Genomic DNA, 25,209 nt, shown 5'->3' with positions numbered 1-25,209 from the left:
GAGCCGAGGAAGACGGCGAGGAGGCCGTCGCCCTCGGCCGCGGAACCGAGTCCCGCGATCGCCGCCTGCATGATCTCGGTCAGTGAACCCATGATCGATCTCCTTGCGTGGTCATGACTCGCAGTCTGTGATGCCGGTAACGTAGCGTCACTTCCATTATGTGGCAAGCCCGTGTTTCACACACTGCGATTTGTTAATATTGTTCTTTCCAGATGGAAGCGGCTCGCTGATTGCCGCACCGTGCAACTGCAAGCCATGTGACCTGCATTTACCTCGACCGTCTGGGGCAACATGATCGCGGTAGCGGTGAACCGGCTCGTTGCTGGATGGTTCAGCAGACCCTAGTTTTGGGGGATCGGGACGACTCGCCCGCCCTCCCTTCGGGCCTGCCGGTGCTCCGATATCATGTTGTACAGCTATCAATGGAGCGCATTGACAGCTCGGCGGTCTCATGAAAATGGTCCGGATGCGGGCCGTGAATACACCTTCTCCTTACGGGAAGAATGCCTCGACCGAGCCCAGGAATACGGCGAGTAGTCCATCACCCTCGGCTGCGGAACCTATTCCCGCAATGGCGGCCATCATCAACTCGGTCAATGAACCCATGGTGAATCTCCTTGCATGATTGGTAAGCATCCCGCCGGAATAGAGGGGAACCCACGGCCGGGATGTGGGTAACGTAGCTCTGCTCATTTCCGTCGGCAAGGAAATCGTCCGATTCGGCGAATTCGGTGCCACATCCTTCCCGGTGGAAGTACCGGCCGGTGTTGGTACCCGTCACAGTGGATCTCGCCGTGACCTGTACAGACGTCCAGTCCTGTCGGATTCGCCAGCGAACGACCACGTTCGCCGTAGGTGCTGTCAATCCCCCTGGAGTGCGTCGCGCCAGATCCGCGCCGGAATCCCACTGACCAGATCGCGCCGTCGCAGGATCTGGATGCGCCACGGAGACAGGCGAAGGACCTGGAAGGCGGGATCGTCCGGGCCCTGCCAGAACTGGCCGGGGTCGTAGCCCGCGCCGGGCGGGCTGCCGTGCCGGTACAGGTTCCACACGTGCGCGCGTTCGTCCGGATCGTCGGTCCACTCGGCCACGGTGTCGACGGCGACGGTGTTCTGCGCCGGACTCCAATAGGAGAACGTCACGTGCGGATTTCCCGCGATATGGGCGGCTTTCACCGGGGTGCGGTAGGTCCCGAGCCAGCCGATCGGCTGCTCGGCATCGGTCTCCCAGACCGGGATCAGTACCCGCGACCTCGGCCGTCCCTTGGCGTCGACGGTGGTCATGGTGGCGTAGTTGATCGAGCCGACGATCGCGTCGAAGTCGGGCTTGATGTCGGCGAAGGTGTGGACCTGGGCGCGAGTTCGGTTGCTCACCGCTGCTCCTCGATACGGTCGAGCCCGACGACCGGGATCGGCCGCGTGGCCAGGCGTGCGTAGTGCCGGTAGCGGCGGACATGGTCGGTCACCGAGGGGTCGGGACCGTCGGTCACGGTGTGGTTCATGGGTTCACCGTGACCGGGCGGACTTCGGATGGACTCAGGGTCGACTCGAGGCCACCGGTTGGCTCGGCGTCTGCGCCGGATGCGGGCCCGCGGTCGCCGCGAGGTTCAGGGTCGAGTCGAAGCGTCGGCGGGGTGCAGTGTGTGCGGGTCGGCTCGGCGCCCTTCGGCGAAGTCGGCCGTGAACCGGTCGGCGCCGATGTCGGCAATGATGCGCGCCTCGATGCGGGCGACATCCCCGCGTTCGGCGTCGGGCAGCGGTGCGCCTGCTGACCGGCGCAATGTGTCGGCGGCGCCGAGTGACCGGGCGGCTGACGCGGAATCCCCAGCGAGCGAACGTGATCCGGCGAGACCTTCGAGCGCGAGTGCGTGGGCGCGTGGATCGCCGGTGCGCAGCGCGGAGTCCAGCCCGCGCCGCTGGAGCCTTTCGGCTTCGCTTGCGTCACCGGCCAGCTCGGCGGTGAAGCCCAGTTCGGCGAGGATCAGCGCGGCGCCGAAATGTGAACCGGCGCGCAGGTGCCAGTCCAGCCAGGCGCCGAGGTGTTCGCGAGCGGCGTGCAGATCGCCGCGGCGCCGGGCTACCAGGCCGAGCCCCAGCACCGCCGATTCCTCCCCGACGAGGTGACCCTGCTCGACCGCGACCTGTCTGGCTCGTTCGTGCAGCTCGGCGCTGTGCTCGAATTCGCCGCCCAGCAACGCGATCCGGCCCAGCGAGGTGAGCCGCTCACCGACCTCGGTCCACAGCCCGAGCTCCTCGGCGGTCGTCAGTGCCGCCCGATGGTGTTCGCGGGCGGTGGCGTGATCCCCGGTGACCTCGGCGTGGCTGCCGAGCAGGTAGCCGGCGATGCCCTGTCCCCAGCGATCGCCGATCCTGGCGAACAGTGCGCGGCTGCGCTCGGCGTGCTCGCGCAGGCCGGCCAGATCGCCACGCCCGAAGGCGTCCCGGGCCAGCGAGGCCGAGGCCGCGGCGACACCCCACTCGTCGCCCGCGTCGGCGAAGGCGGTGCGCAGGTCGGCGGCGCTGTCCATGCGCTGCTGCGCGGAGAAACCGGTGTGCGCGTGCGCGAGATACCAGCGGGCGCGCAGTTCGTCCGGCGTGGGCCTGGCGCCGACGGCGGGCAGTGTCTCGACGGTCTGGCCGCGGCCCAGTTCGAGCGCGCTGCGCCAGAGCAGGGCGATCCGGCGCGCGGTCGAGCCGGTCTCGCCGGGTAGCGCCAGCGCGATACCGATCGACCGGATGCCCTCGGCCAGCCGTCCGCGCATCACCCAGTACCAGGCCAGCGCGTTGACCAGGCGCAGCGCGTCGGCGGATCGTCCCGCGGCCCTGGCGGTTTCGAGTGCCCGGCGCAGATCGGCCGACTCGGCGTCGAGCCGGGCCAGCCACCTGCGCTGATCGGCGGTGCGCAGCTGCTGATCGGCGCGTTCGGCCAGGTCGAGATAGTACGCGAGGTGACGCAGCCTGGTGTCGAATTCCTCACCGCTGTCACGCAATCGGTCGACGCCGTACGCCGCGACCGATTTCAGCAGCCGGTAGCGCGGCCGGGCGTCGGCGGCGGGCGTGATGATCAGGGACCGGTCGACCAGGCGGGCGAGTAGTTCCGCGACATCCGGCGGGTCGACGTCGCCGTCCGCGCACACCGCCTCGGCCGACTCCAGCGTGCCGCCGTCGGCGTGCGCCGAAAGCCGCCGCAGCACAGCGCGTTCCGGCTCGTCGAGAAGTTCCCAGCTCCAGTCGATCACCGCGCGCAGCGTGCGCTGCCGGTCCGGCGCGTCCCGGTACCCGGCCGAGAGCAGCGTGAACCGGTCTTCGATCCGTTCGGCCAGGGTGTGGACGCCCAGCGCGCGGACCCGGGTCGCCGCCAGTTCCAGCGCCAGCGGCACACCGTCGAGGTGGGCGACGATGGCGGCGACCGCGGCGGCATTCTCGTCGGTGACGGCGAAATCCGGTGCGGCGGAGCGGGCGCGATCGGCGAAAAGCCTTGCGGCAGGTGACTTCTCCACCTCGGTCGCGGTGGCGTCGGCGGCGGGCACCGCCAGCGGCTGCACCGGCCAGAGGTGTTCGCCCGCGATCGACAGGGGCACCTGACTGGTCACCAGGACCCGCAGCTCGGGAGCGGCGCCGAGCAACCGCGATACCAGCGCGGCGGCCGCGTCGGCGACGTGCTCACCGTTGTCCAGCACGAGCAGCACCTGCTTGGCGCGCACCGCCTCGGCGAGCCGGGCCAGCTGAGTTCCGTTGTCGGGTACCGGGAACGGACTCGACCCGGCGGAATCGTCGCGGACCTCGAATGCCGCGGCCACCACCTCGGTGAGGGCGGTCAGCGCACTGTCCTGCTCGGCGCCGAGGCACAGACCGGCCAGCTCGACGAACAGGACACCGTCGCGCGCCGGATGGGTGGCCGCGGCGGCCAGCGCCAACCGGGTCTTCCCGACCCCGCCCGGCCCGGTGAGCGTCACCAGCCGCTCGGCGCGCAGCAGCGCATCGATCCCGGCGAGGTCGTCTTCGCGTCCGACGAGTGTGGTCGGCGGAACCGGCACGGTCGGCCGCGGCGTCACCGGTACGACGGGCGCGGGGCGCACCGGGGCGCCGAGGGCCGGATCCTGTTCCAGCACAGCGCGATGCAGGGCGGCCAGCTCGGGACTCGGATCGAGACCGAGTTCCTCGGCCAGATGCGCACGGAGCCGTCGATAGGAGTCCAAGGCCTCGCCGTGGCGTCCCGACCGGTACAGCGCCAGCATGTGCGCCGCGCGTAACCGTTCCCGCAGGGGATGCTGTTCGGTGAGCGCGCCGAGTTCGTCGGCGACCTGATCGTGTTCGCCGAGCGCGATCCTGGCCTGCGCGAGTTCCTCGACGGCGGTCAGCCGCTGTTCCTCGAGCCGCACCACCGGAATTCGCGCGAAGTCGTGATCGGCCAGGTCGGCCAGGGCGGGCCCCCGCCACAGCGCCAGCGCTTCGGTGAGCAGTGGTGCGCGGGTGGCGGCGTCCTCGGTGGCGCGCGCCCGGCGCAGCAGGTCCTGGAACACCTGCGCATCCACCGCGTCGGCGGCGACGTCGAGCAGATAGCCGGGGGAGCGCGACACCAGCAGATCGCGACCGCCTGTTTCGGCGTCACCGAGGACGCGCCGCAACTGGGAGGCGCGGGTCTGCAAGGAGCCGGCCGGATTGGCAGGCATCGCCGCCCCGCCCCACAGGTCCTCGACGAGCCGGTCGGCGGGCACGATCCGGCCAGGTTCGGCCAGCAGCGCACCGAGCAGCACCCGGACCTTGAGCTCGGGTACCCGGACGGGTTGCCCATCGTCGGTCCACACCGCCAATGGTCCAAGCACCCCGAAACGCATGTCACCCACCCTAAACGGGGGCGGGGACACGGTGTGCTCGAGGCGATCCTGAGCCGATCCGAAGTGTTCCCGAAGGGCAGGTCGGCACGGTGGGTCCCGTTCGAATCCTCCTCGAAGGGAAACCTCCTGATGTCCGCGTTCACCGATGTCCCCGAGCGGGCCGGAGCCCGCCAATGGCTGGGGCTGGCGGTCCTGCTCCTGCCGACGGTGCTGCTGTTCCTCAGCATGACCGTCCTGTTCCTGGCCACCCCGTATATCGCCGCCGACCTGTCGCCGAGCAGCGGTCAGCTGTTGTGGATCAACGACATCTACGGCTTCGTGATGGCGGGTTTCCTCGTCACCATGGGCACACTGGGTGACCGGCTCGGCCGCCGCAGACTGCTGCTGGCCGGTGCGGCACTGTTCGGCGTTGCCTCGGTCGTCGCCGCGTTCGCGCCGAGCCCGGAACTGCTCATCGCCTCGCGTGCGCTGATGGGTCTCGGCGCGTCCGCCGTCATGCCCGCCACCTTGTCGCTGATCACGACGATGTTCCGGGACGATCGGCAGCGCGCCACCGCCATCGGGCTGTGGGCGGCGTCGGTGTCGGCGGGTGTGGCGCTGGGTCCGCTGCTCGGCGGGCTGATGCTGGCCTCGCTGTGGTGGGGCGCGTCCATGCTGATCGGCGTGCCGGTGATGCTGCTCGTCGTGCTCGCGGTGCCGGTCCTCGTGCCCGAATACCGTGCGCCGGAGGCCGGTCGCCTCGATCCGGTCAGCGTCGCGCTGTCGCTGGCCGCCCTGCTGCCGTTCGTGTACGGCGTGAAGAAGCTCGCCGAGACCGGACTCGCCGCCGAATCGGTGCTCACCCTGCTGGCCGGTGTGCTGTTCGCGGTGGTCTTCGTCCGCAGGCAGCTGCGCCTGGCCGATCCGCTGCTCGATGTGCGGCTGTTCGCGAACCGGACCTTCAGCGGTTCGCTCGGCGTCTACATGCTCGCCGCGATCGCCCTCGGCGGGGTGTATCTGCTGTTCACGCAGTACCTGCAGCTGGTCGCCGCCCAGTCGCCGCTGCGGGCGGGCCTGTGGATCCTGCCCGCCGCGATCGGCCTGGTCATCGTCTCCACCGTCACCCCGGCCATCGCCCGCCGGGTGCGCCCCGCCTACCTGATCGCCGCGGGGCTCGCGGTCTCGACCGTCGGCTACCTGGTGCTCACCCAGGTCGACAGCGTCGCGGGCCTGCCGCTGCTCATCGTCGGGTTCTACGTCCTGTACCCGGGCATCGCGCCCGCCATGGCGCTGATCCCCGGCCTGGTCATCGGCGCGGCCCCGGCGGAGAAGGCGGGTGCGGCGTCGGCGGTGAACAGCACCGCCAGCGATCTCGGTGTGGCACTGGGTGTCGCGCTGCTCGGCAGTGTGGGTGCGGCGGTGTACCGCGGCGGCATGTCGGATGCCGAGGGCGCGGCCGCGGAAACCCTGCCCGGAGCGCTGAGTTCGGCCGGGTCGCTGCCCGCCGAGGTCGCCGAATCCGTCGTTGCGGCGGCGCGCGCGGCCTTCACCGACGGACTCAATGCCGCGGCTTGGACCGCCGCCGTGCTGTCGGCCGCTGGTGCGGTACTTGCGGTCGCGCTGCTGCGCCGGATCCCGGCTGGCGCGACGTCGGTGCCGGATTCCGGAGTGGCAGTGGATATCCCGGGTGACGGTGTTGCCGAGCGCGCCACCGCCGGAATCTGATCACGGCCGTCCGTCGTCCTACCCGCCCACCACGCGATCCGCGGCGCCGGCCCTTTCGGCGCCGCGGATCGCGTTCGATCTGCCCGTCCGTGATCACCGCGGACGCCGAAACCTAGCGGTCCGGCGCGATACGCCCGGTCACGACCATCAGCAGTTCCGCCGCCGTGCCGGTGAGTGGGGTGCCGGAGCCCGCGGTCCAGCCGGTATCGGTGGCGGTGAGGGCGTATCCGGCGAGGCGCTTGCGGGCGTGGAACGGCGCACCCATCGTCCACACCCGTTCCAGCGACCACTGCGCGGCCGCCGTCGGCATGACCCGGTCGATGCCGAGCGGGATCGCGATGTCCTGCCCGTGCACCAGCAGATCCATCAGCCGGTCGATCGGTGTCGTCCCGATCGGGGTGATCCGGGAGTCCACGGTGCCGCGCAGGTCGTCCAGCAGATCGGCGGTCGAGGTCCGGTCGGCCAGCCGGACGGCGGTGTCGTGGATGAGGCGATCGAGGTTCCCGCGGGCCCTGATCAGATTCACGACGAGCGAACCGATCGTGACCTGCGTGGCCAGCACGAGATGCGCGACCACATCCCGGACCCGCCAGCCCTCGCACAGCGAGGCGGTGTCCCAGGCGTATTCGGGCAGGTCACGCAGCACTTCGACGAGGCTCGCGCGTTCCGCGGCCACCGCCTCCCAGATGGTCTCGGCGGTGGTGTGCTGTTCAGTCATGTGGGTACCGTAGGAACTCCACCGAGGTGGAGGTGCCAGCGACTGTGACCGACAGCACATGTCTGACGATCGGTGAACTCGCCACGCGCACGGGCGTCGCGGTCCGCACGATCCGGTTCTATTGCGACGAGGGACTTCTCGATGTGCGGCGCACCTCGGCCGGTCATCGCGTGTTCGACCCGTCGGCCGCCGAGCGCCTGCTGCTGCTGCGCCGCCTGCGCTCGTTCGGCATCGGCTTGGCCGCGATCGGTGACGTGCTGGCCGGGGCGCGGTCGATCGACGAGGTGATCGCGGCCGAACGCGCCGCCCTCGACCACGAACTGGACGCGCTGACCCGCCGCCGATCGCTGCTCCGCGCGGTCGAACACTGCGCGCCCGGCAGCATGAATCTGCTTGCCGCCGTAACGGATCCGCAGGCGGCCCGCGACGCGCTCGGCCGCTTCTGGCGCCGCCAGCTCACCCCGCTGCCCGCCGCGGTGATCGACGACTTCATCGACATGAATGTCCCCGAACCCGCCGCCGACGCGCGCCCGGAACATCTCGTCGCCTACGCGGAACTCGTTGCCATCGTGACGAATCCGGCACTCGGCGCGGCCATGTTCGACACCATCCGGCACCGCGCCACCCCCGGCGTCCGCGACGAACGCCGCCTGCTCACCGAGGTGGCCGACGCCTGCCTGGCGGCAGCGCCGCTGGTCGCCGCGGGCCACGCGCCCACATCCGGCGCCGAGCTCGACCACTACGTCGACGCCCACGCCACCGCACGTGGTCTCGCCGACACCCCCGCCTTCCGGCGGCAGCTCCTGGCGGATGCCGACGGCGCCGGCCGGCTCCGGCGGTACTGGCAGCTCACCGCGACCCTCACCGGCGAGACGGTGACCTCCGGCGCCGCGCACCTGTGGCTGTTCGACGCGCTCGCCGCCTCGACCCATGAAACCGCCTCGACCCCATGAAAAAGGGGAGGCCGGCGATCCGGCCTCCCCTCGCTCACCGTGACGAACTCACGGCACAACTTCGACGATGTCGCCCGGCTCCAGCCACTCGTAGTGCGCCTTGGCGCCTTCGGGCGTCAGCCGGATGCAGCCGTGGGACTGCTCCTCGGTGGGCCCGATGTGGTAGGCGATGTCACCGTTGAAGAACACCGCGTACTCCATCGGCGCGTTGTGCAGGGTGCTCCAGTGGAACGGCTTCTTGAACGCGACCTTGAAGACGCCGGGCGGGGTCTCGTACCCGGGCCTGCCGTGCGACATCGGGCTCGGCCCGAAAGTCACCTTGCCGCTGTCCATCAGCCAGGCATTGTTGGTGGACAACTGCAGACAGGCCCGCGCCTTCTCACTGCACGGCGCGACAACCGGTTCCGGCGGCGGCGCCGGAATGATGGCCGGAACACCGGGAACATCGGGACCGCCGGGCCACAGTGGTTCGGCCTGCACCGGTGCCGCGACGGCCGCACCGGCCACCGCCGCGCACATCGCCGCCCGCACAGCCCAGCGGGGGATACGACTACTACTCACGAAATCTTGCCTCTCTCGCCGCGCCCACCCCTGGCCGTCGTGCGCCCAGAACATGAGCTTTCAACATCGACACAAGCCTCGGAAACATAGAGGTATCAGTGATCATGAAGTATTGCGATCGTGTTGAGCAAGCCCGCGGCGCCGCTTTCGGCGTGGCACTTGACCACTTAGGTAAGCCTGACCTATGCTCATCTCGGCGTATGGATGAGCCGGTGGTCCCGAGGGCTGCGGTCGACCCCCTCATTCCTGCCGCGGCGGGCTCCGTCCTCAGTGACGGGGTCCGCCGCTTCGTCTCCCGGGGTGCCGGGCGCCGAATGCGATGGTGTAGACCGGAGCGTATGACCGACAACACCCTGTCTCTGGCCGAGATCACCCCGGAGCTGATGACCAAGGCCAGCGAAGGCACCTTCACCGATCTCATCGGATTGCGGTACACGGAGGTGAGCCCCGACCGGGTGCGCGGCGAATGGGCTGTGCGCCCGCAGCTGCACCAGCCCGCGGGCATCCAGAACGGCGGCGTCTACTGCACCGTCATCGAAACCCTGGCCAGCGTCGGCGCCGGTGTCTGGTTCGGCGAGCGCGGCTCCGTCGTCGGCGTCAACAACAACACCGACTTCCTGCGCGCGGTCCGCGAGGGCATCCTCACCGGCGAGGCCACCCCCATCCACCGCGGCCGCAGCCAGCAGCTATGGGTCGTGGTGATCACCGACGCCGAGGGCCGCACCGTCGCCCGCGGCCAGGTCCGCCTGCAGAACCTCGCCGCCTGACTCAGTCTTCGGTGGTGATCCGCCACCCGTCGCGGCCGAGGACGTCGACGACCAGCGCGCCGATATTCCAGGCGTCGTCCTCGCCGCGATGGTGACAGCCTTCCAGCGGCAGACCCGCGATATGCAGCGCACCGGCCATCCCCTGCCGTTTACGCAACCCGTACGACTCGGCGAAGACCTGCTTGGCGTTGGTGTGCACCCGTCCGAACGGATACCGCACGCCCGTCGCCGCGCACTGGGCGCGGAACTGCTTGCGGTCGTAGTCACCCCAGCTCGCCCATGGCCGCGAACCCGCCCCGAACTCGGTCGCCAGCAGCCGGCAGGCCTCGGCGAACTCCACCCCGCCCTCGACCTGTTCCTGCGTCAAGCTGGTCAGCTCCGTACAGAACTCACTCACCGCGGACCGGGCAGGCCGCACCAGAATCCCGTGCCTGCTCACCCGCGTCCGTGCCGCGAGATCGACCACGGTCAGTCCGATCTCGATGATCTCACTGCTCTGCCCCGCAGGCACCGCGCCCGCCCAGCACGTCGCCTCCACATCGACCACATTGAGCAGCCCGGTCCATTCGTTCATGAATGGCGACGCTAGAGCGCTGATCCCCGCCCATGCCACCGAATTTCGTCCTCGTCGCCGCTCGCCGGACAGGCGAGCGGTCGGCGGGCATGCCAGAATGTCGGACACCTGTCCACGATCTGTGAGGAGACCCGATGCGCCTGTCGCCGCACGAGCAGGAACGGTTGCTGCTGAGTTATGCGGCCGAACTGGCCCGCCGCAGGAAGGCGCGGGGACTCGAGCTCAACCATCCCGAGGCGGTCGCGCTGATCACCGATCATGTGCTCGAGGGCGCGCGCGACGGGCGGACCGTGGCCGAGCTGATGGCGTCTGGCCGGTCGGTGCTGAGCCGGGACGACGTGATGGAGGGCGTGCCGGAGATGATCCACGACGTGCAGGTCGAGGCGACCTTCCCCGACGGGACCAAGCTGGTCACCGTGCACCACCCGATCGGTTAGGCGAGGCCATGATTCCCGGTGAATACCTCTGTGCCGAGGGCACGATCGAACTGAACGCGGGCGCGGTCCGCATCGAACTCGAGGTCGTCAACACCGGCGACCGCCCGGTCCAGGTGGGCAGCCACGTGCATTTCCCGCAGGCCAACGCCGCCCTCGACTTCGACCGCGCGGCCGCGCGCGGCCACCGCCTCGACATCCCAGCCGGCACCGCCGTCCGGTTCGAACCCGGTCTGCCACAGCGTGTTTCGCTCGTCCCGCTCGGCGGCACCCGCGAGGTGTACGGGATCAGCGCCGACGCGCCGGGGCGCCTCGATGCGTGACCACACGAACCCTTCGGGAGAGATCCGATGACCGCACTGAGCCGTGCCCGCTACGCCGAACTGTTCGGGCCGACCACCGGCGACCGCATCCGGCTCGCCGACACCGACCTGATCATCGAGATCACCGAAGACCGCAGCGGCGGACCGGGTCTCGCCGGTGAGGAAGCCGTGTTCGGCGGCGGCAAGGTGCTGCGCGAATCGATGGGCCAGTCGCGGGCAACGCGCGCCGACGGCGCGCCCGACACCGTCATCACCGGCGTCGTGATCATCGACTACTGGGGCATCATCAAGGCCGACGTCGGCATCCGCGACGGCCGAATCTGCGGCATCGGCAAAGCGGGCAACCCCGACACGATGTCGGGCGTGCATCCTGACCTCGTCGTCGGCCCGTCGACGGAGATCATCGCGGGCAACGGGCGCATCCTCACCGCGGGCGCCATCGACTGTCACGTGCACTTCATCTGCCCACAGCTGATGGACGAGGCGCTCGGCGGCGGCATCACCACGCTCGTCGGCGGCGGCACCGGCCCGGCCGAGGGCTCCAAGGCCACCACCGTCACCCCCGGTTCCTGGCATCTGGCGCGGATGCTGGAATCCCTCGATCACTGGCCGATGAACATCGTGCTGCTCGGCAAGGGCAACACGGTCAGCCAGGAATCCATGTGGGAGCAGTTGCGCGCGGGCGCTTCGGGTTTCAAGCTGCACGAGGACTGGGGTTCCACCCCCGCCGCGATCGATGCGTGCCTCACCGTGGCCGACGCGGCGGGCGTGCAGGTGGCCCTGCACTCCGACACGCTGAACGAGGCCGGTTTCGTCGAGGACACCGTCGCCGCCATCGCCGGTCGCGGCATCCACGCCTATCACACCGAGGGCGCGGGCGGCGGGCACGCGCCCGACATCATCACCGTCGCTTCGCATCTCAACGTGCTGCCCAGCTCCACCAATCCCACCCGGCCGCACACGATCAACACCCTCGACGAGCACCTCGACATGCTCATGGTCTGTCACCATCTGAGCCCGTCGATCCCCGAGGATCTGGCCTTCGCCGAATCGCGGATCCGCCCGTCCACCATCGCCGCCGAAGACCTGCTGCACGACCTGGGCGCCATCTCCATGATCGGCTCCGACTCCCAGGCCATGGGCCGCATCGGCGAAGTGGTGCTGCGCACCTGGCAGACCGCGCACGTGATGAAACGCCGTCGCGGCGCCCTGCCCGGCGACGGCGCGGCCGACAACGCCCGCGTGCGGCGCTATATCGCCAAATACACCATCTGCCCGGCGGTGTCGCACGGTCTCGACGCCGAGATCGGCTCGGTGGAGGTCGGCAAACTGGCCGACCTGGTGCTATGGGAGCCCGCGTTCTTCGGTGTCCGCCCGCACGCGGTCCTCAAGGGCGGCATGATCGCCTGGGCCGCGATGGGTGACGCCAACGCGTCCATCCCCACCCCGCAGCCGGTCCTGCCGCGCCCGATGTTCGGCGCCGCTGCCCCCGCCGCCGCGGCCACGTCACTGCACTTCGTCTCCGAGCAGGCCATCGACGACGGCCTCGCGAACCGGCTGGACGTGCGCCGAAAGCTGGTGCCGGTCAAGAACGTTCGCCGGGTCACCAAGGCCGACATGCCGCACAACGACGCCATGCCGCACATCGAGGTCGACCCCGACACCTTCACCGTCCGCGTCGACGGCGAGGTGTGGACCGAGCAACCGGCCACCGAACTGCCGATGGCCCAGCGCTACTTCCTGTTCTGACGACGAAACCCCGCCGACCACGATGTCGGCGGGGTTTCGGGTGCGGCGCTCAGTCGAACGAGCAGCCGCCGACCGGCTTGTCCGCAAGCCGGTCGAGCAGGTAGGTCACCGCGTTGTCGGGACCGAAGCCGTCGATCAGTTCCGGGCCGAAGTGGTTCGGAATGGTCGTGCCCGGCAGGATCGGCGGCAGCTCGTTGGTGCGGAAGGTGACCGTCGCGCCCTGACCGCACCAGTCCTCGGCGAGGCGGCGGGCCTGCCCGTAGGGGACGGTGTCGTCGTTGCGGCCGCTGGTGATGAGGACCGGGGTGGCCGGCTTCGAGCTGCCGATACGCAGTTCCGCGAGCACCGGCGCCGCCTCGGGCATCTCGGCGAGATGCTCGGTGAGCGAACGGCCGTCCACCGTCAGCGAATTCGTCTTCAGGAACGGGTAACGGATGACCAGGTCGGCGACGCAAGAATCGCTCAGCGTCTCGAGCATGGCACGGCCCGAGGGGCTGACCACCCGATCCACGGCCCGCTGGAGGTCGGGGTAGCGGGCGAGCATGGCGTTGATCCCGAACCCGATCGCGCCGCCGATCAGCGCGCCGTCGATGCGGCCCAGAATGGCCGACAGGTCGGCGACCGGGCCACCGGCCCAGGTGCCCTTCAGGTTCAGTTCCGGCGCGTACTCGGGCTGCATCTCCGCGGCCGCCGCGGTCGCGCCGCCGCCCTGCGAGTAACCCCACAGCACCAGCGGCGTCTCGGGGCCGACACCGCCGAGCGCGTTGGCCGCGCGGGCGCCGTCGAGGATCGCGTGGCCGCTCTCGAACCGGTTGGCGTAGGTGTGGATGCCGGGGGTGCCCAGGCCGATGTAGTCGGTGACCAGCACGCGCGCGCCGAGCGCGCTCCACACCGCCGAGGACGGCAGTTCCTGATTCGCCGACAGCCCGAGCGGATCGGCGGTCACCGAGATACCGGTGGAGAACGCCACCGACATCGCGCACCGGTCGCCCTGACCGGAGGTGCCTGGCCCGATGACCACGGTCGGCCGCGGGCCCGCGCCCTGCCACGGATTCTTCGGCTCGATGTACGTGCCGCTCACCGCGACGGGGGAGCCGTCCTGCAGCCGCGAGGTGTACATGACGTGCTGGGCCTGCGTCGGCCAGCCCGCCGCGGTCGGCGGCGTCGCGAGAATCGTCATCGGCTGCGTCTTCACGATCGCACCCGGCGTCTCCGGAATCGCCGCGGGCGGCGTGTAGAAGGCGCTCATCGGGTCCGCCGCCACCTGCGGAGCGACCGCTCCGTGACCCGCCACCGCCGCCAGACACGCCACCGCCGTCAGCGCCGCCCGGCGCGCCAGCGATCGTGATTGCCGCATATCACTCCCATCGATGCCACCTCCGCGCCGTCGCGGATGTGTCCTGAGCCGCAGCGGGGATAGATCATGACCCAGGTCACGGCGCAGCGGCGTACCGAACGGTAACACGGTTACTGTTGCATCGGAAATACCGGCGTCAGCCCGGACGAAATCTGAGCCTGCGGGGTGAAACGGGTCCGAGTTCGGTACCGCGAAACAGTGGCCCGATGGTGGCACACTGGCGCTCATGACGGACAACGACTGGGCCGGTGTCGACCGCTATCTCGTGGACGCGCTCATCGGGGACGACGGCGCTCCGGCGCTCGCCGCGAACGCCGACGCGGGTCTGCCCGCGATCGATGTCTCGCCGCCGCAAGGCAAATTCCTGCATCTGCTCGCCCGGAGCGCCGGTGCGCGGCGGGTGCTCGAGATCGGCACGCTCGGCGGATACAGCACCGAATGGCTGGCGCGGGCGGTCGGCGACGAGGGCACCGTGGTGACCCTCGAATTCGAGCCGCGCCACGCCAAGGTCGCCAGGGAGAACCTGGACCGGGCCGGAGTCGGTGCGCGGGTGGACATCCGGGTCGGAGCGGCGCTGGACACCCTGCCTGAGGTCGCCGAGGACGCGACCGAACCGTTCGACCTGGTGTTCATCGATGCCGACAAGGTCAACAACGCCAACTACGTGCAGTGGGCGCTGCGGTTGACCCATCCGGGGTCGGTGATCATCGTCGACAATGTCGTGCGCGGTGGCGCGGTGGCCGACGAGCATTCCGAGGATCCGAACGTGCGCGCGAGCCGTGAACTCGTCGAGTTGCTCGCCGCCGAGCCGAGCCTGGACGCGACGGTCGTCCAGACGGTGGGCGCCAAAGGCTGGGACGGTTTCGCCTACGCGGTCGTCAACGGGCCACGCTCCTGAAGTCGGCGGGGCGCCGGCAGGCACGGTAGAGTGGGGAGTTCCCCGAGCAGGCGTGTCGACGTCGCGCCGCCGCGGCCACGCCGCGCCCGGGACGGGTTCACCCACCGGCAACGCGCGCGGCGACTACTGGGCGATCGGTATTCATCACCGGTTATCCGGCCTCGATAGCGTGGTGGTACTCGGAAGGAGCCCGGCGTCATGGAATTCCGACACCTGATTTCGTTCATCACCATCGCCGAAGAGTTGCATTTCGGTCGCGCAGCCCAGCGCCTTCATCTGACCCAGCCCAGTCTCAGTGCCCAGCTGCAGAAGCTGGAGAAGTCACTCGGCGTCCAGCTGGTCGCCCGCAACTCCCATGAGGTGCGGCTGACCCCGGCGGGGCGGGAGTTCGAACTCCAGGCCCGCCAGATCGTCGCCCAGCTAGACCGCGCCGCCCAGGCGGCCAGGGCGACCGCCGAAGGTCGCGCTGGCAGCCTCAATATCGGCTACAACCTGCCTGCCAGCCGCCATGTGCTGCCGGAGGCCCTGACCAGGATGACCGAACGGCACCCCGACATCGCGGTGTCGCTGTGGGAGAAGCGGACCGGGCCACAACTGGCCGCCCTCGCCGACGGCTCACTCGACCTGGCCCTGGTCTACGGTCACCCCAGCACCGCGGACTTCCGCTATCGCCGCCTGCTGCACCGGGTTCCGCTCGTAGCCGTCGTCGGAAGACGCCATCGCTGGGCGGACCGGCCCCGTGTGGCGTTCGCCGAGTTACGGGGCCAGGACTGCGTATTGTTCGCGCGGGAACAGTGTCCCGCGATGTACGACACGATTCTGCGCACCGCGGCCGAGACAAGGATCTCGCTCAGTATCACGCATTCGGCCGACGACCCCGGCGCCACCGCGCACATGGTATCGGTCCGCTCACTCGTCGGATTCGCCTCGCTCCCACGTGCGATTTCGATGGGAATGGGTGTGCCCGGCAGCAATTCGGTCGCGGTGAAATTATTCGATCCCGTGCCGACGCTGGATGTGCACGCGGTGTGGCGTGCCGGCGAACCGAATCCCGCCGTATCGCTGTTCCTGGAATGCATCGAATCAGCACAGTCCGACGATGCCCGGGCGTTGTCGGCTTGAACGCCGAGGTGGGTGCGGAATTACCCACCCCAGGGTTGCTATCCGGGCAGGACCTGGTTCCCGACACTTTATGTACCGCCGCACAACGCGACGGAACGAAGAAAGGGAACACCGAAATGCACACCATCGAACTTCACGACACCGAAATCGCCGTCGAGCTGGACGCGCTCGAGGAACTCTTCGCCATCCCCGCGGTCGATTCCGATCGGTCCGGCTTCATCTACGCCTACCGGTACTGATCACCCGTTCGGTCGTCGCCGGGGGCGAAGCAGCCGGCTTCGCCCCCCGACCGTGGAGGTGGGAATTCCTATGAGCGTCAAGCATATCGAATCGGTTCACGAGCTGGCGGACAACCGATATCTCGTCACCGGATACGAGGCGGCGATACAGCTCCTCGCGGACCGCCGGATGTCGAATGATCCGGCCAACGGCACGGACCTGCATTCGGATATCGCCGCGCAATCGGCGGTGAATCAGCGACACAGTACGAGCATGCAGATGTGCGACGGGGCGCGGCACACCCGGCTCCGCCGCGCGGTGGCGCCCACGCTCACGCCCCGCCGCTACGACGCCCCCGTGGAGCGCATGCGGGCGCGGGCCACGGACCTGCTCGACGCGCTGTTCGCCCGCGGCGGCGGAGACCTGGTCGGCGAGTTCGTGCTTCCACTGGTGTTCTCCGTGATCTGCGAACTGCTCGGGGTGCCGGAATCAGACCGTGACCGCGTGCTCGCCTGGGCCGAGGACTCGACCATGCCGGATCCCGAGGTCAGCTCGGCCGGCGCCGCCGCGCTGGACACCTACCTGGCCGCACTGCTGGCCGCCAGGGCGGAGCAGCCCGGCGACGATCTGTGCGGCGAGCTCGCCGCGGCCACCGCGGCAGGCCGGCTCTCGGCCGCCGAAGCCGTCGGCACCGCCGCGCTGATGATCGTCGCGGGCTACGAGACGACGGTCAGCTTCGTCAGCACGGCCACCCTCACCCTCCTGATGGCTCCCCGGCTCCAGTGCGCGCTGGCCCGGCGGCCGGAATCGCTGCCCTCGGTCGTCGAGGAGCTGTTCCGCTACCTCACCCCCACCGCGGGCACGTGGACCCGGTTCGCCATGGACGATGTGTCGGTCGGTGACGTCGTCATCCCGGCGGGCAGTGCCGTCGTGGTGGATCTCGTCGCCGCCAATCGCGACCCCGACCGTTTCGACCACCCGGATCGCCTCGACCCGTCCCGCACCGACACCAAGCATCTGGCCTTCGGACACGGCCCGCACTACTGCCCCGGCGCCACCTTGGCCCGCAAGCAGGCGCAGGTCATCCTCGGGGTCCTGCTCCCGCGCCTGTCCGAGCTCCGGCTCACCGTCCCCGTCACCGAACTGCGCTGGCACCGGAACCGCTTCAGCAAGCGACCGCGCGCGCTGCGGACAACCGTCGTCGACTCCCGCTCGGAGGTCATCGCGTGAACGCGACCGTCACCACACTCACCCGTCGCTACGTCGCGCTGAACGTCCTCGGCTGGCTGCCGACCGGGCTCTGCGCACCGGTCCTGATCCTGCTGCTGGCCGCGCGCGGGATCGACATGGCGACCATGGGCGCCCTGCTCGCGGCCTACGGACTGACCGCCGCCGCCCTCGAACTGCCGACCGGCGGGCTCGCCGATGTCGTCGGCAGGCGGCCGGTGCTGATCGCCGCCTCCCTGCTGTTCCTGGTGTCGGCGGTGTCCCTCGGGATCGGCACGAGCGTGCTCGTCATCGCCACCGGAATCCTGCTCGAGGCCGCGGGCCGGGCGCTGGACTCCGGGCCATTGCAAGCCTGGTACGTCGATGCTGTGCACGCGGTGGACGAGGACGTGGACCTGACGTCGGGATTCGCGCACGGCCGCACCGCCGGATCGATCGCCCTCGCCGTCGGCGCGCTGGTGGGCGGTGCGCTGGCGGGGTGGGCCCCGGTGCCGTCCACCGGGCCGGTCCTCGCGCTGTCGTTGCCCTACCTCGTGGCCGCGGGCGTCGTCGTGATCCGGATCCTGGTCCAGCTGGCCTGGGTCGGAGAGACGGTGCGCCGTCCGCGCGCCGATGTCCGCGCCGTGCTCGCCGATATCCCGCGGACGGTGCGGGTCGGCATCGGCACCTGCGCCCGCAACAGCGTGCTGCGCCGCATCACGGTGCTGTGCGGCGTCATCGGTGTCGTGCTCGCTGCGGTCGAATTGCTGGCACCGTTGCAGATCGCCGCGAGTCTCGGCGGGGACAGCCGGGCCGTCGGCGCCTTCGCCGTCTTCACCGCGCTCGGCGGCTTCGCGATGGCGGCCGGGTCGGCGGCATCACCCACGCTGTCGCGGCTGCTCGGGTCCGTCCGGCGCACAGTGGTCGTCGCGCTGGTTCTGACCGCCGTCGCCGTCGCCGCGCTGGGCACCCCGATCCTGCTCCTGGTGGCCGCCGGATACGTGGGCGTCTACCTCGCGCTCGGAGCACCGGAACCATTGCTGGACACGCTGACTCACCGCGCCGTGACCGCCCGGGAACGCGCCACAGTCCTTTCGGTCCAGTCACTCGCCCTGCGGATCTGCGGCAGTGCCGGCGCGTTGGCGGCGGGAATACTCGCGGCGAACACCTCCGCTGCCTACGTGTGGGCACTGGTCATCGCGGTGCTTACTGTCGGTGCGGTCACTGCCGCCGGGCTCTCCAGCAGCGATCGGTCGGCCGACGAGGCCCACCACCGGGTGGCGACTGGCGTCGGCCACCCGGCAGCAACGTGACCCGAGGTGCGGTGGGCCTTATACCACTGCGGGCCGGCGGGCCGCGTTTTCCGCGATGGCCGTGACGATTTCGTCGAACAGCGGCGCGGGGAGGTCGTGGCCCATCCCCTCGAGCGGCAGGTAGCTCGATCCGGGGATCGCGGCGTGAGTGGCCTCGCCGCCGGCGATCTTGATGAGTGAATCCTCTGCGCCGTGCATGACCAGCGTGGGCATCCGCAGCTGCTGCAGGCGTTTCCTGCGGTCGGGAGCGATCATGGCCGCGGTCACTTGGCGTGCCGGGCCATCGGCGTGGCGCGCGCGGTCATAGGCGTGAGTCGCGAGAGCGCGCCGGCGCTCGCGGTCAGCGTAGGTCTTCGAGCCGATGAGCGTGTACAGATCGACGATCTGCTCGATCGCCTCGTCACGCTCCGGTGGCAGCGGTTTCGTCAGCTCCTGGAGCACGTCACCATCGGCCATGCCGATGATGACGTGCGGCGTGCTCATGATCGAGCACAGCGACCGCACCCGCGTGGTGTGCTCGATCGCGAGTAGCTGGGCGACCATCCCGCCCAGCGAGGCGCCGACGACGTGCGCCTGCTCGATACCGAGATGATCGAGCAACTCGACCGAGTCGCGCGCGATCGCTCTCAGGTAGTACTGCCTCGGCGTGATTTTCCATTCCGTCAGACCGCTGTCGCGATTGTCGGGACGGATCACCCGGTAGCCGCGCCGGCCCAGGTGGTCGACGATTTCCTGGGGCCAGTGGATCAACTGCGAACTGAGCCCCATGATCATCAGCAGCGGTTCCCCCGCCGGATCACCCTCGTCGCGGTAACACATTCTGACCTCGGACAGCTCAGCGAATCGATCGCGCTCATCGTTCATCGCAAACCTCCCGAATCTGTGGCCGATGATTTGCAGACATGCAGCAAGCCAGACAAGAAACGTGAAAGTACGGGAATTCAACGCAGATTCACCATCGACAGCTATCTCTGATCCCCTGCCGTCGACAAGAGACAATGGTAGAGCACCACGGGAATCGCCGTCCATCACCTGCCGGGATTCGCCCGATGACCAGGAGGTGCGATTCTTTCCGGACACGTGACCGATGGTCTTTCAGCCGAGGAACGCGCACCCTTCAGCCGTTCTCATGACGGCCAGGCCTTGTTTTCCGTGACTTACCGAGGCTCGGCGGGATCGAGGAGTTCCCTGGCGCCGCTAACGATTTCGGTGGCCTCGGCCAGGTCCAGCCGCAGTTCCCGGTCGGGCGAGGGTGCGGGGCCGTCGTGGTGGGTGATGCCGTCGGTGGTGATCACGTAGTGCAGCACGGTCTCACCGATGTGGACGGTCACTGTGCCCGCCGGGACGATCTCGGCGACCGCGTGGCCCAGCGGCAGCGCCAGCCAATGCGCGCGCATCGCGTCGGTCGGCTTGCGGTCGCCGAGCCGGGGCGTGCCCCAGACCGACAGCGCGTCGAGCACCGGGCGCAACGCCAGGCCCGCGTCGGTCAGCGCGTAGCTGGAGCGCATGCCGTTGCGGTGGTGGGTGAGCACGCCCTCGCGCTCGAGGTCCTTGAGCCGGGTGGCGAGCATGTCGGTGCTGATCCCGGGCAGGTCGGCGAACAGGTCGCTGTACCGGCGCGGTCCGGCACACAGTTCGCGGACCACCAGCAGGGTCCACCGGTCCCCGACGAGGTCGAGCGCGCGGCTGACCGCGCAGTAGTGGTCGTAGCTTCGGCGTGGCACGTGTACTACTTTAACCAGAGGCTTGGAAAAACCAAGTGAAATCTTGGAAATACCAAGTAGTGTGTGCGGCAACCACGGTTCGGAGGGATGTTCATGCAGGTCAAGCAGTCCAGCAAGCTGTCGGGAGTGTCGTACGAGATTCGCGGCCCGGTCGCGGAGGAAGCTGCTCGGCTCGAAGCCGAAGGGCACCACGTGGTCAAGCTCAACACGGGCAATCCGCTGATCTTCGGCTTCGACGCGCCCCCGGACCTGTTGCAGGACATGGTGCGTACGCTGCCGAGTTCCACCGGCTACTCCTCGTCGAAGGGCTTGCTCTCGGCCCGGCGCGCGGTGGTGCAGTACTACCAGACCCTGGGCGTCGACGATGTCGACGTCGAGGAGGTCTTCCTCGGCAACGGCGTCTCCGAACTGATCATGATGGCGATGACCGCGTTGCTCGAGAACGGCGACGAAGTCCTGGTCCCCGCGCCCGACTTCCCGCTGTGGACCGCCGCGACCGCCCTCAATGGCGGCACCCCCGTGCACTACCTGTGCGACGAAGGCGCCGACTGGTATCCGGACCTGGCCGACATCACCGCCAAGATCACCGATCGCACCCGCGCGATCGTGCTGATCAACCCCAACAACCCGACCGGCGCGGTATACCCGCCGGAGGTACTGCGCGAGATCCTCGAGATCGCCCGCAGGCACAATTTGGTCGTCTTCGCCGACGAGATCTACGACAAGATCTACTACGACGACCTCGAGCACACCGCCATCGCCTCGCTCGCCCCCGACCTGCTGTGCCTGACCTTCTCGGGTCTGTCGAAGAACTACCGCGCCGCCGGCCTGCGCTCGGGCTGGCTGGTGGTCTCCGGTCCCACCCAGCACGCCGCGAGCTACCTCGAGGGCCTGACGATGCTCGCCGGTCTGCGCCTGTGCGCGAATGTGCCTGCCCAGCAAGCGATCCAGGCCGCCCTGGGCGGACATCAGAGCATCTACGACCTCACGCTCCCGGGCGGCCGCCTGCGCGAACAGCGCGACCGCGCCTGGGAAGCCCTCAACGCCATCCCCGGTATCTCCTGCGTCAAGCCCAAGGGCGCGCTCTACGCCTTCCCCCGCATCGACCTGGACATGTACCCCATCCACAACGACGAGAAGTTCGTCCTCGACCTGCTCCTGCAGGAGAAACTCCACATAGTCCAGGGCACCGGCTTCAACTGGCCCCGCCCCGACCACTTCCGCATCGTCACCCTGCCGCACGCCGACGAACTCGAAGCCATCATCGAACGTATCGGCCGCTTCCTGGCGACCTACCGGCAGTGACACCTCGGGTGCCCGCGTGGCGCGGTGCCGGGGCAGTGATCCGTCCCGGCGTCCTCGCCTTCACCGGGACGATCGGCGGCACGCGAAGCCACGCGCACCACGCCGTGCAGATCGTGGTGGCCGACGCACCGGTGACCGTGCTCGACGGCGACGGCCGATCGCACACCGGGGCCGAGATCGTCGTCCCGCCCGACACCGAGCACCGCGTCGAAACCGGCGGTGCGACAGGGATTGTCGTATTCCTCGACCCCGATTCCGCCGCCGGTCGCGGTGCGGTGCGCCGCGTGGCGACCGCGGGGTGGTCCGGTGGTCCCGCCCTGCGCGATCCCGCCCGTCCGCTCACCTCGACGACGGACTTCGTCGACGGTCTGCTGAGCACACTCGCGACGGCGAGCGGCGGAGCCGTCGCCGTGCGGCATCCGGGTGTCGTGGCCGCGGTGGCCGCGCTGCCCGCGATGGTCGCCCGTGGCCCGGTGCGCCCAGGCGAGGTCGCCGCGGCGGTCGGCCTCTCGGCGAGCCGGCTCACCCACCTGTTCACCGCCCAGGTCGGGCTGCCGCTGCGCCGCTACATCCTGTGGCTGCGGCTGATGAATGCCGTCCACCTGGCGCGGGACGGACAGGATCTGACCACGATCGCGCACGCGGCGGGCTTCGCCGACAGCGCGCATCTCACCCGGACCTGCCGGGAGATCTTCGGTCTGCCGCCGTCGGCTCTGACCGGCGCCGTGGTCTGGGACGACGGGGCCAGCCGAATCGTTCAAGCATCGTCGGGGGACCGGCGCCCAGGCTGAGGGGCATGAACATCGCTCTGCGCAATCTCGCCCGCTACGGATACGTTCCGTTGATGCTGGTGGGGCTCAACGGAATCGGCATCGCCCTCGCCGCCGCGCACGCCCCGAAACCCTGGCTGCTGCTCGTGCTCGCCGTGGCGATCGCCACCTCGTTCGCGGTCGAACGCGTCATCCCGTACGAACCGGCCTGGAACGGCACCAAGGCCGACAGCGTCCGCGACCGCGTCCACGCCGTCGTGAACGAGACGCTGATCCTGGTGAGTGTGGCGGTGATCCCGCTGCTCGCCGCGATCGTGCCCGCCCCGGGCCTGTGGCCGGGCGGCTGGGCGTTCCCGCTCCAGGTGATCCTCGCCATCCTGATCGCGGATGCCGGAATCACGCTGGTGCACTTGGCCAGTCACAAGATCGGCGTGCTGTGGCGCTTCCATGCCGTGCACCACAGCGTCACCCGGTTCTACGGCCTCAACGGCCTGATGAAACACCCGCTGCACCAGACCGCCGAGATGGCCGCCGGTGTGGCCCCGCTGATCCTGATCGGCCTGCCCGTCGACGTCGCCGCCGCGCTGGCCCTGGCCGTGGCCATCCAGCTGCTGCTCCAGCATTCCAACGCCGACTACCGAGTCGGTCCACTGAAGTACGTGCTCGCCCTCAACGAGGGACACCGCTTCCATCACCTCAAATGGGCCGGCGTCGGCGACGTCGACTTCGGCCTGTTCACGCTGCTCTGGGATCACCTGCTGCGCACCTACAGCTACGATCCGCGGCGCCGGTTCACCTCCGAACAGCTCGGCATGGCAGCGCATCCCGACTATCCGGTCGGCTACCTGGACCAGCTGATCGAGCCCTTCCGCCGCCTCACTTGAGGCCCGACCGCACGAAGGCGTTGACGATGTGGCGCTGCAACACCAGGTAGAGCAGCAGAACCGGCAGGCAGGCCAGGCTGGCCAGCGCCATCATCGGGCCCCACTGGTCACCCTCGGTACCCATGAAACTGCGCAGGCCGAGCTGGAGGACATCGTTGGACCGGCGCAGAACCACTGCGGGCCAGAAGTATTCGTTCCAGGCGTTGATGAACAGCAGGATGGCGAGGGCGGCGAGGGCCGGGCGCAGGTTGGGGACGACGACCGTCCACAGGATCGCCCAGGAGGAGCGGCCGTCGATCTTGGCGGCGGCGATGAGCTCCTTCGGGAAGGCGTTCATGTGCTGGCGCAACAGCAGCACGCCCAGCGCCGAGCACAGGGTCGGCAGGACACAGCCGATCAATGTGTTGATCAGGCCCATCCGGTTGAGCAGGATGTAGTTGGGCAGCATGGTGACCTGGAACGGAACCAGCCAGACGCCAACGAACGCCAGGTACATCAGCCGCTGCAGCGGGAAGGTGTACATCGCGAACGCGTACGACGCCAGCAGCGCGATCAGCAGCTGACCCGCCGCGGACAGGATCGCCACGACGAACGTGTTGACGATCAGGCCCGTGACATCGACCTTGTGCGCCGCGTCGAGGTAGTTGTCGATCGACAGCGGCCACGGCAGCGGCGACAGCGAGGTGACGTCCTCGGGCCTGCGTAGCGCCGTCGCGAACAGCCAGTAGATCGGGAACACGCACACCAGCGCCGTCCCGGCGAGCAGCAGATGGCTGCCAGCCAGGCGGAGACGGTCAATCATCATGAACGGCAACCTTTTCCGAGATCCAGACCAGCACAGCGGCCAACGCGCCGAACCCGGCGAACAACAGCACACCCGCCGCGGCGCTCAGGCCCGCGTCGAAGCTGTGGAACGCGTAGTCCCAGAGCAGGTAGTAGATGTTGGTCGTGGCCTGCGACGGCCCGCCCTGGGTCATCGAGTCGATGAGCGGGAACGACAGGGTGGGACTGAGCAGCACGGTGGTCAGCACCAGGAACAGCAGGGTCGGTGACAGCAGCGGCAGGGTGATCCAGCGCCGGATCTGGCCCGGTGTCGCACCGTCGACCCGCGCGGCCTCGCTGTAGTCGCCGCTGATGCCCGCCAGCCCGGCCCACACCACCAGCACCGCGAAACCGAGCAGCTGCCAGCCGGTGATCACGATGATCACGGCCTGCGCGGTCGAGGCGTCGTAGACCCAGTTGTGGCCGGTACCGACGAGCTGGTCGACGAATCCGGAACCCGGATGCAGCAGCCACCGCCACACCGCCGCCGCCGCGACGGGCGCGACGAGGAACGGCGCGAACACCAGCGCCTGGTAGAACGTGCGGGCCCGGCCGTGCACCCGCCTGCCGGCCAGCGCGATCAGCACCGGCAGCAGCACCGTGAACGGCACCAGACCGAGGATCAGGGTGGCGGTGCGGCCCAGCGACCCCCAGAACGCCGGAAGATCCAGCAGCCGGGAGTAATTGGCCGTGCCGACCGGCGTCATGGGCGCGGTCGGCAGCAGATTCCACGAATACGTGGACAACCGCAGGGCCTGCACCAGCGGCTGGTAGGTCCACACCACCAGCAGGATCAGGGCAGGCGCGAGATACAGATAGGGCGCGATGAGCCGGGCGGCCTTGCGGCGGGTGAACCGGCGCGGACCCGGCGCGGGGGGGGGGCGGGCCCCCCCCCCCCCCGGCCGGCCGGGGGGGGCGTGGGCAAAATAGCCCCCGCCCGGGGGGGGGGGCCCCCCCCCCCGCGGCCC

At 69.4% G+C, this 25,209-nt stretch carries 24 protein-coding genes and 1 pseudogene; 14 read left to right on the top strand and 11 right to left on the bottom strand.

The window, feature by feature from the left end:
* Positions 1 to 861: 861 nt before the first annotated feature.
* The 3 genes from ACWF82_RS04270 to ACWF82_RS04260 form a co-directional block, all read right to left on the bottom strand.
* Complete coding sequence (locus ACWF82_RS04270) at positions 862 to 1,374, bottom strand: pyridoxamine 5'-phosphate oxidase family protein (protein ID WP_452497850.1); 513 nt, start codon at positions 1,372 to 1,374, stop codon at positions 862 to 864.
* Positions 1,371 to 1,502, bottom strand: a complete 132-nt coding sequence (locus tag ACWF82_RS04265; RefSeq protein ID WP_452497848.1) for a hypothetical protein — start codon at positions 1,500 to 1,502, stop codon at positions 1,371 to 1,373. The genes ACWF82_RS04270 and ACWF82_RS04265 overlap by 4 nt, the downstream gene beginning before the upstream one ends.
* Before the next feature lie 105 nt (positions 1,503 to 1,607).
* Positions 1,608 to 4,838: a BTAD domain-containing putative transcriptional regulator gene (locus ACWF82_RS04260; RefSeq protein WP_452497847.1), complete on the bottom strand. Its 3,231-nt coding sequence runs from the start codon at positions 4,836 to 4,838 to the stop codon at positions 1,608 to 1,610.
* A 129-nt stretch (positions 4,839 to 4,967) separates the two neighbouring features.
* Here ACWF82_RS04260 and ACWF82_RS04255 point away from each other — a divergent pair.
* A pseudogene (locus tag ACWF82_RS04255) lies at positions 4,968 to 6,467 on the top strand (MFS transporter); the annotation flags it as partial.
* 187 nt (positions 6,468 to 6,654) lie between these two features.
* Here the strand turns inward: ACWF82_RS04255 and ACWF82_RS04250 are convergent.
* Positions 6,655 to 7,260 (bottom strand): maleylpyruvate isomerase family mycothiol-dependent enzyme, encoded by a 606-nt coding sequence (locus ACWF82_RS04250; protein ID WP_452497845.1) that lies wholly within the window; start codon positions 7,258 to 7,260, stop codon positions 6,655 to 6,657.
* A 44-nt stretch (positions 7,261 to 7,304) separates the two neighbouring features.
* Here ACWF82_RS04250 and ACWF82_RS04245 point away from each other — a divergent pair, with 44 nt between their 5' ends.
* Positions 7,305 to 8,213 (top strand): MerR family transcriptional regulator, encoded by a 909-nt coding sequence (locus ACWF82_RS04245; protein ID WP_452497843.1) that lies wholly within the window; start codon positions 7,305 to 7,307, stop codon positions 8,211 to 8,213.
* 48 nt (positions 8,214 to 8,261) lie between these two features.
* On the opposite strand, the gene ACWF82_RS04240 is transcribed toward ACWF82_RS04245, so the two are convergent.
* Positions 8,262 to 8,774 carry a L,D-transpeptidase gene (locus tag ACWF82_RS04240; protein ID WP_452497842.1) on the bottom strand — a complete coding sequence of 171 codons (513 nt, stop codon included), beginning with the start codon at positions 8,772 to 8,774 and terminating at the stop codon, positions 8,262 to 8,264.
* 383 nt (positions 8,775 to 9,157) lie between these two features.
* Here ACWF82_RS04240 and ACWF82_RS04235 point away from each other — a divergent pair, with 383 nt between their 5' ends.
* A complete protein-coding gene (locus ACWF82_RS04235; RefSeq protein ID WP_452498176.1) occupies positions 9,158 to 9,541 on the top strand; it encodes a PaaI family thioesterase in 384 nt (127 codons plus the stop codon).
* 1 nt (position 9,542) lies between these two features.
* On the opposite strand, the gene ACWF82_RS04230 is transcribed toward ACWF82_RS04235, so the two are convergent.
* On the bottom strand, positions 9,543 to 10,115 hold the full coding sequence (locus ACWF82_RS04230; protein ID WP_452497840.1) for an exonuclease domain-containing protein: 573 nt from the start codon (positions 10,113 to 10,115) through the stop codon (positions 9,543 to 9,545).
* A gap of 134 nt (positions 10,116 to 10,249) precedes the next feature.
* Here ACWF82_RS04230 and ACWF82_RS04225 point away from each other — a divergent pair, with 134 nt between their 5' ends.
* Genes ACWF82_RS04225 through ACWF82_RS04215 form a run of 3 tightly spaced genes read left to right on the top strand, consistent with a single transcriptional unit; the run spans position 10,250 to position 12,621 of the window.
* On the top strand, positions 10,250 to 10,552 hold the full coding sequence (locus ACWF82_RS04225; RefSeq protein WP_452497838.1) for an urease subunit gamma: 303 nt from the start codon (positions 10,250 to 10,252) through the stop codon (positions 10,550 to 10,552).
* A gap of 8 nt (positions 10,553 to 10,560) precedes the next feature.
* Positions 10,561 to 10,872, top strand: coding sequence for an urease subunit beta (locus ACWF82_RS04220; protein WP_452497836.1), 312 nt, complete (start codon positions 10,561 to 10,563; stop codon positions 10,870 to 10,872).
* Positions 10,873 to 10,899: 27 nt separating this feature from the next.
* Positions 10,900 to 12,621 (top strand): urease subunit alpha, encoded by a 1,722-nt coding sequence (locus ACWF82_RS04215; protein ID WP_452497834.1) that lies wholly within the window; start codon positions 10,900 to 10,902, stop codon positions 12,619 to 12,621.
* Between the two features lie 49 nt (positions 12,622 to 12,670).
* On the opposite strand, the gene ACWF82_RS04210 is transcribed toward ACWF82_RS04215, so the two are convergent.
* A complete protein-coding gene (locus ACWF82_RS04210) occupies positions 12,671 to 13,978 on the bottom strand; it encodes a lipase family protein (protein WP_452497832.1) in 1,308 nt (435 codons plus the stop codon).
* Positions 13,979 to 14,204: 226 nt separating this feature from the next.
* Here ACWF82_RS04210 and ACWF82_RS04205 point away from each other — a divergent pair, with 226 nt between their 5' ends.
* The 5 genes from ACWF82_RS04205 to ACWF82_RS04185 all read left to right on the top strand — a co-directional run bounded on the left by ACWF82_RS04205 (position 14,205) and on the right by ACWF82_RS04185 (position 18,736).
* The gene (locus ACWF82_RS04205; RefSeq protein ID WP_452497830.1) at positions 14,205 to 14,876 is read left to right on the top strand and encodes an O-methyltransferase; all 672 of its coding nucleotides are present in this window, start codon (positions 14,205 to 14,207) and stop codon (positions 14,874 to 14,876) included.
* A 198-nt stretch (positions 14,877 to 15,074) separates the two neighbouring features.
* Positions 15,075 to 15,998, top strand: coding sequence for a LysR family transcriptional regulator (locus ACWF82_RS04200; protein WP_452497828.1), 924 nt, complete (start codon positions 15,075 to 15,077; stop codon positions 15,996 to 15,998).
* 116 nt (positions 15,999 to 16,114) lie between these two features.
* Positions 16,115 to 16,237, top strand: coding sequence for a hypothetical protein (locus ACWF82_RS04195; protein ID WP_452497827.1), 123 nt, complete (start codon positions 16,115 to 16,117; stop codon positions 16,235 to 16,237).
* Positions 16,238 to 16,307: 70 nt separating this feature from the next.
* Positions 16,308 to 17,447, top strand: coding sequence for a cytochrome P450 (locus ACWF82_RS04190; protein WP_452497826.1), 1,140 nt, complete (start codon positions 16,308 to 16,310; stop codon positions 17,445 to 17,447).
* Positions 17,444 to 18,736, top strand: a complete 1,293-nt coding sequence (locus ACWF82_RS04185) for an MFS transporter (protein WP_452497824.1) — start codon at positions 17,444 to 17,446, stop codon at positions 18,734 to 18,736. The genes ACWF82_RS04190 and ACWF82_RS04185 overlap by 4 nt, the downstream gene beginning before the upstream one ends.
* An 18-nt stretch (positions 18,737 to 18,754) precedes the next feature.
* On the opposite strand, the gene ACWF82_RS04180 is transcribed toward ACWF82_RS04185, so the two are convergent.
* Both ACWF82_RS04180 and ACWF82_RS04175 read right to left on the bottom strand, forming a co-directional pair.
* Positions 18,755 to 19,600: an alpha/beta fold hydrolase gene (locus tag ACWF82_RS04180; protein ID WP_452497822.1), complete on the bottom strand. Its 846-nt coding sequence runs from the start codon at positions 19,598 to 19,600 to the stop codon at positions 18,755 to 18,757.
* A gap of 293 nt (positions 19,601 to 19,893) precedes the next feature.
* On the bottom strand, positions 19,894 to 20,460 hold the full coding sequence (locus ACWF82_RS04175) for a winged helix-turn-helix transcriptional regulator (RefSeq protein ID WP_452497820.1): 567 nt from the start codon (positions 20,458 to 20,460) through the stop codon (positions 19,894 to 19,896).
* A gap of 87 nt (positions 20,461 to 20,547) precedes the next feature.
* On the opposite strand from ACWF82_RS04175, the gene ACWF82_RS04170 reads away from it, so the two are divergent.
* Genes ACWF82_RS04170 through ACWF82_RS04160 form a run of 3 tightly spaced genes read left to right on the top strand, consistent with a single transcriptional unit; the run spans position 20,548 to position 23,419 of the window.
* Positions 20,548 to 21,765, top strand: coding sequence for a pyridoxal phosphate-dependent aminotransferase (locus ACWF82_RS04170; protein WP_452497818.1), 1,218 nt, complete (start codon positions 20,548 to 20,550; stop codon positions 21,763 to 21,765).
* A gap of 35 nt (positions 21,766 to 21,800) precedes the next feature.
* Positions 21,801 to 22,556, top strand: a complete 756-nt coding sequence (locus ACWF82_RS04165) for a helix-turn-helix transcriptional regulator (protein WP_452497816.1) — start codon at positions 21,801 to 21,803, stop codon at positions 22,554 to 22,556.
* A 5-nt stretch (positions 22,557 to 22,561) separates the two neighbouring features.
* Positions 22,562 to 23,419, top strand: coding sequence for a sterol desaturase family protein (locus ACWF82_RS04160; RefSeq protein ID WP_452497814.1), 858 nt, complete (start codon positions 22,562 to 22,564; stop codon positions 23,417 to 23,419).
* Here the strand turns inward: ACWF82_RS04160 and ACWF82_RS04155 are convergent.
* Positions 23,412 to 24,224, bottom strand: coding sequence for a carbohydrate ABC transporter permease (locus tag ACWF82_RS04155; RefSeq protein ID WP_452497812.1), 813 nt, complete (start codon positions 24,222 to 24,224; stop codon positions 23,412 to 23,414). The two genes, ACWF82_RS04160 and ACWF82_RS04155, sit on opposite strands and share 8 nt — an antisense overlap.
* Positions 24,214 to 25,068, bottom strand: a complete 855-nt coding sequence (locus tag ACWF82_RS04150; RefSeq protein ID WP_452498174.1) for a carbohydrate ABC transporter permease — start codon at positions 25,066 to 25,068, stop codon at positions 24,214 to 24,216. The genes ACWF82_RS04155 and ACWF82_RS04150 overlap by 11 nt, the downstream gene beginning before the upstream one ends.
* Positions 25,069 to 25,209: the final 141 nt, after the last annotated feature.

The sequence above is a fragment of the Nocardia sp. NPDC055053 genome (assembly GCF_053608285.1).
The sequence above is the reverse complement of the archived record's forward strand: the minus strand, read 5'-3'. Positions and strand labels throughout refer to the sequence as shown.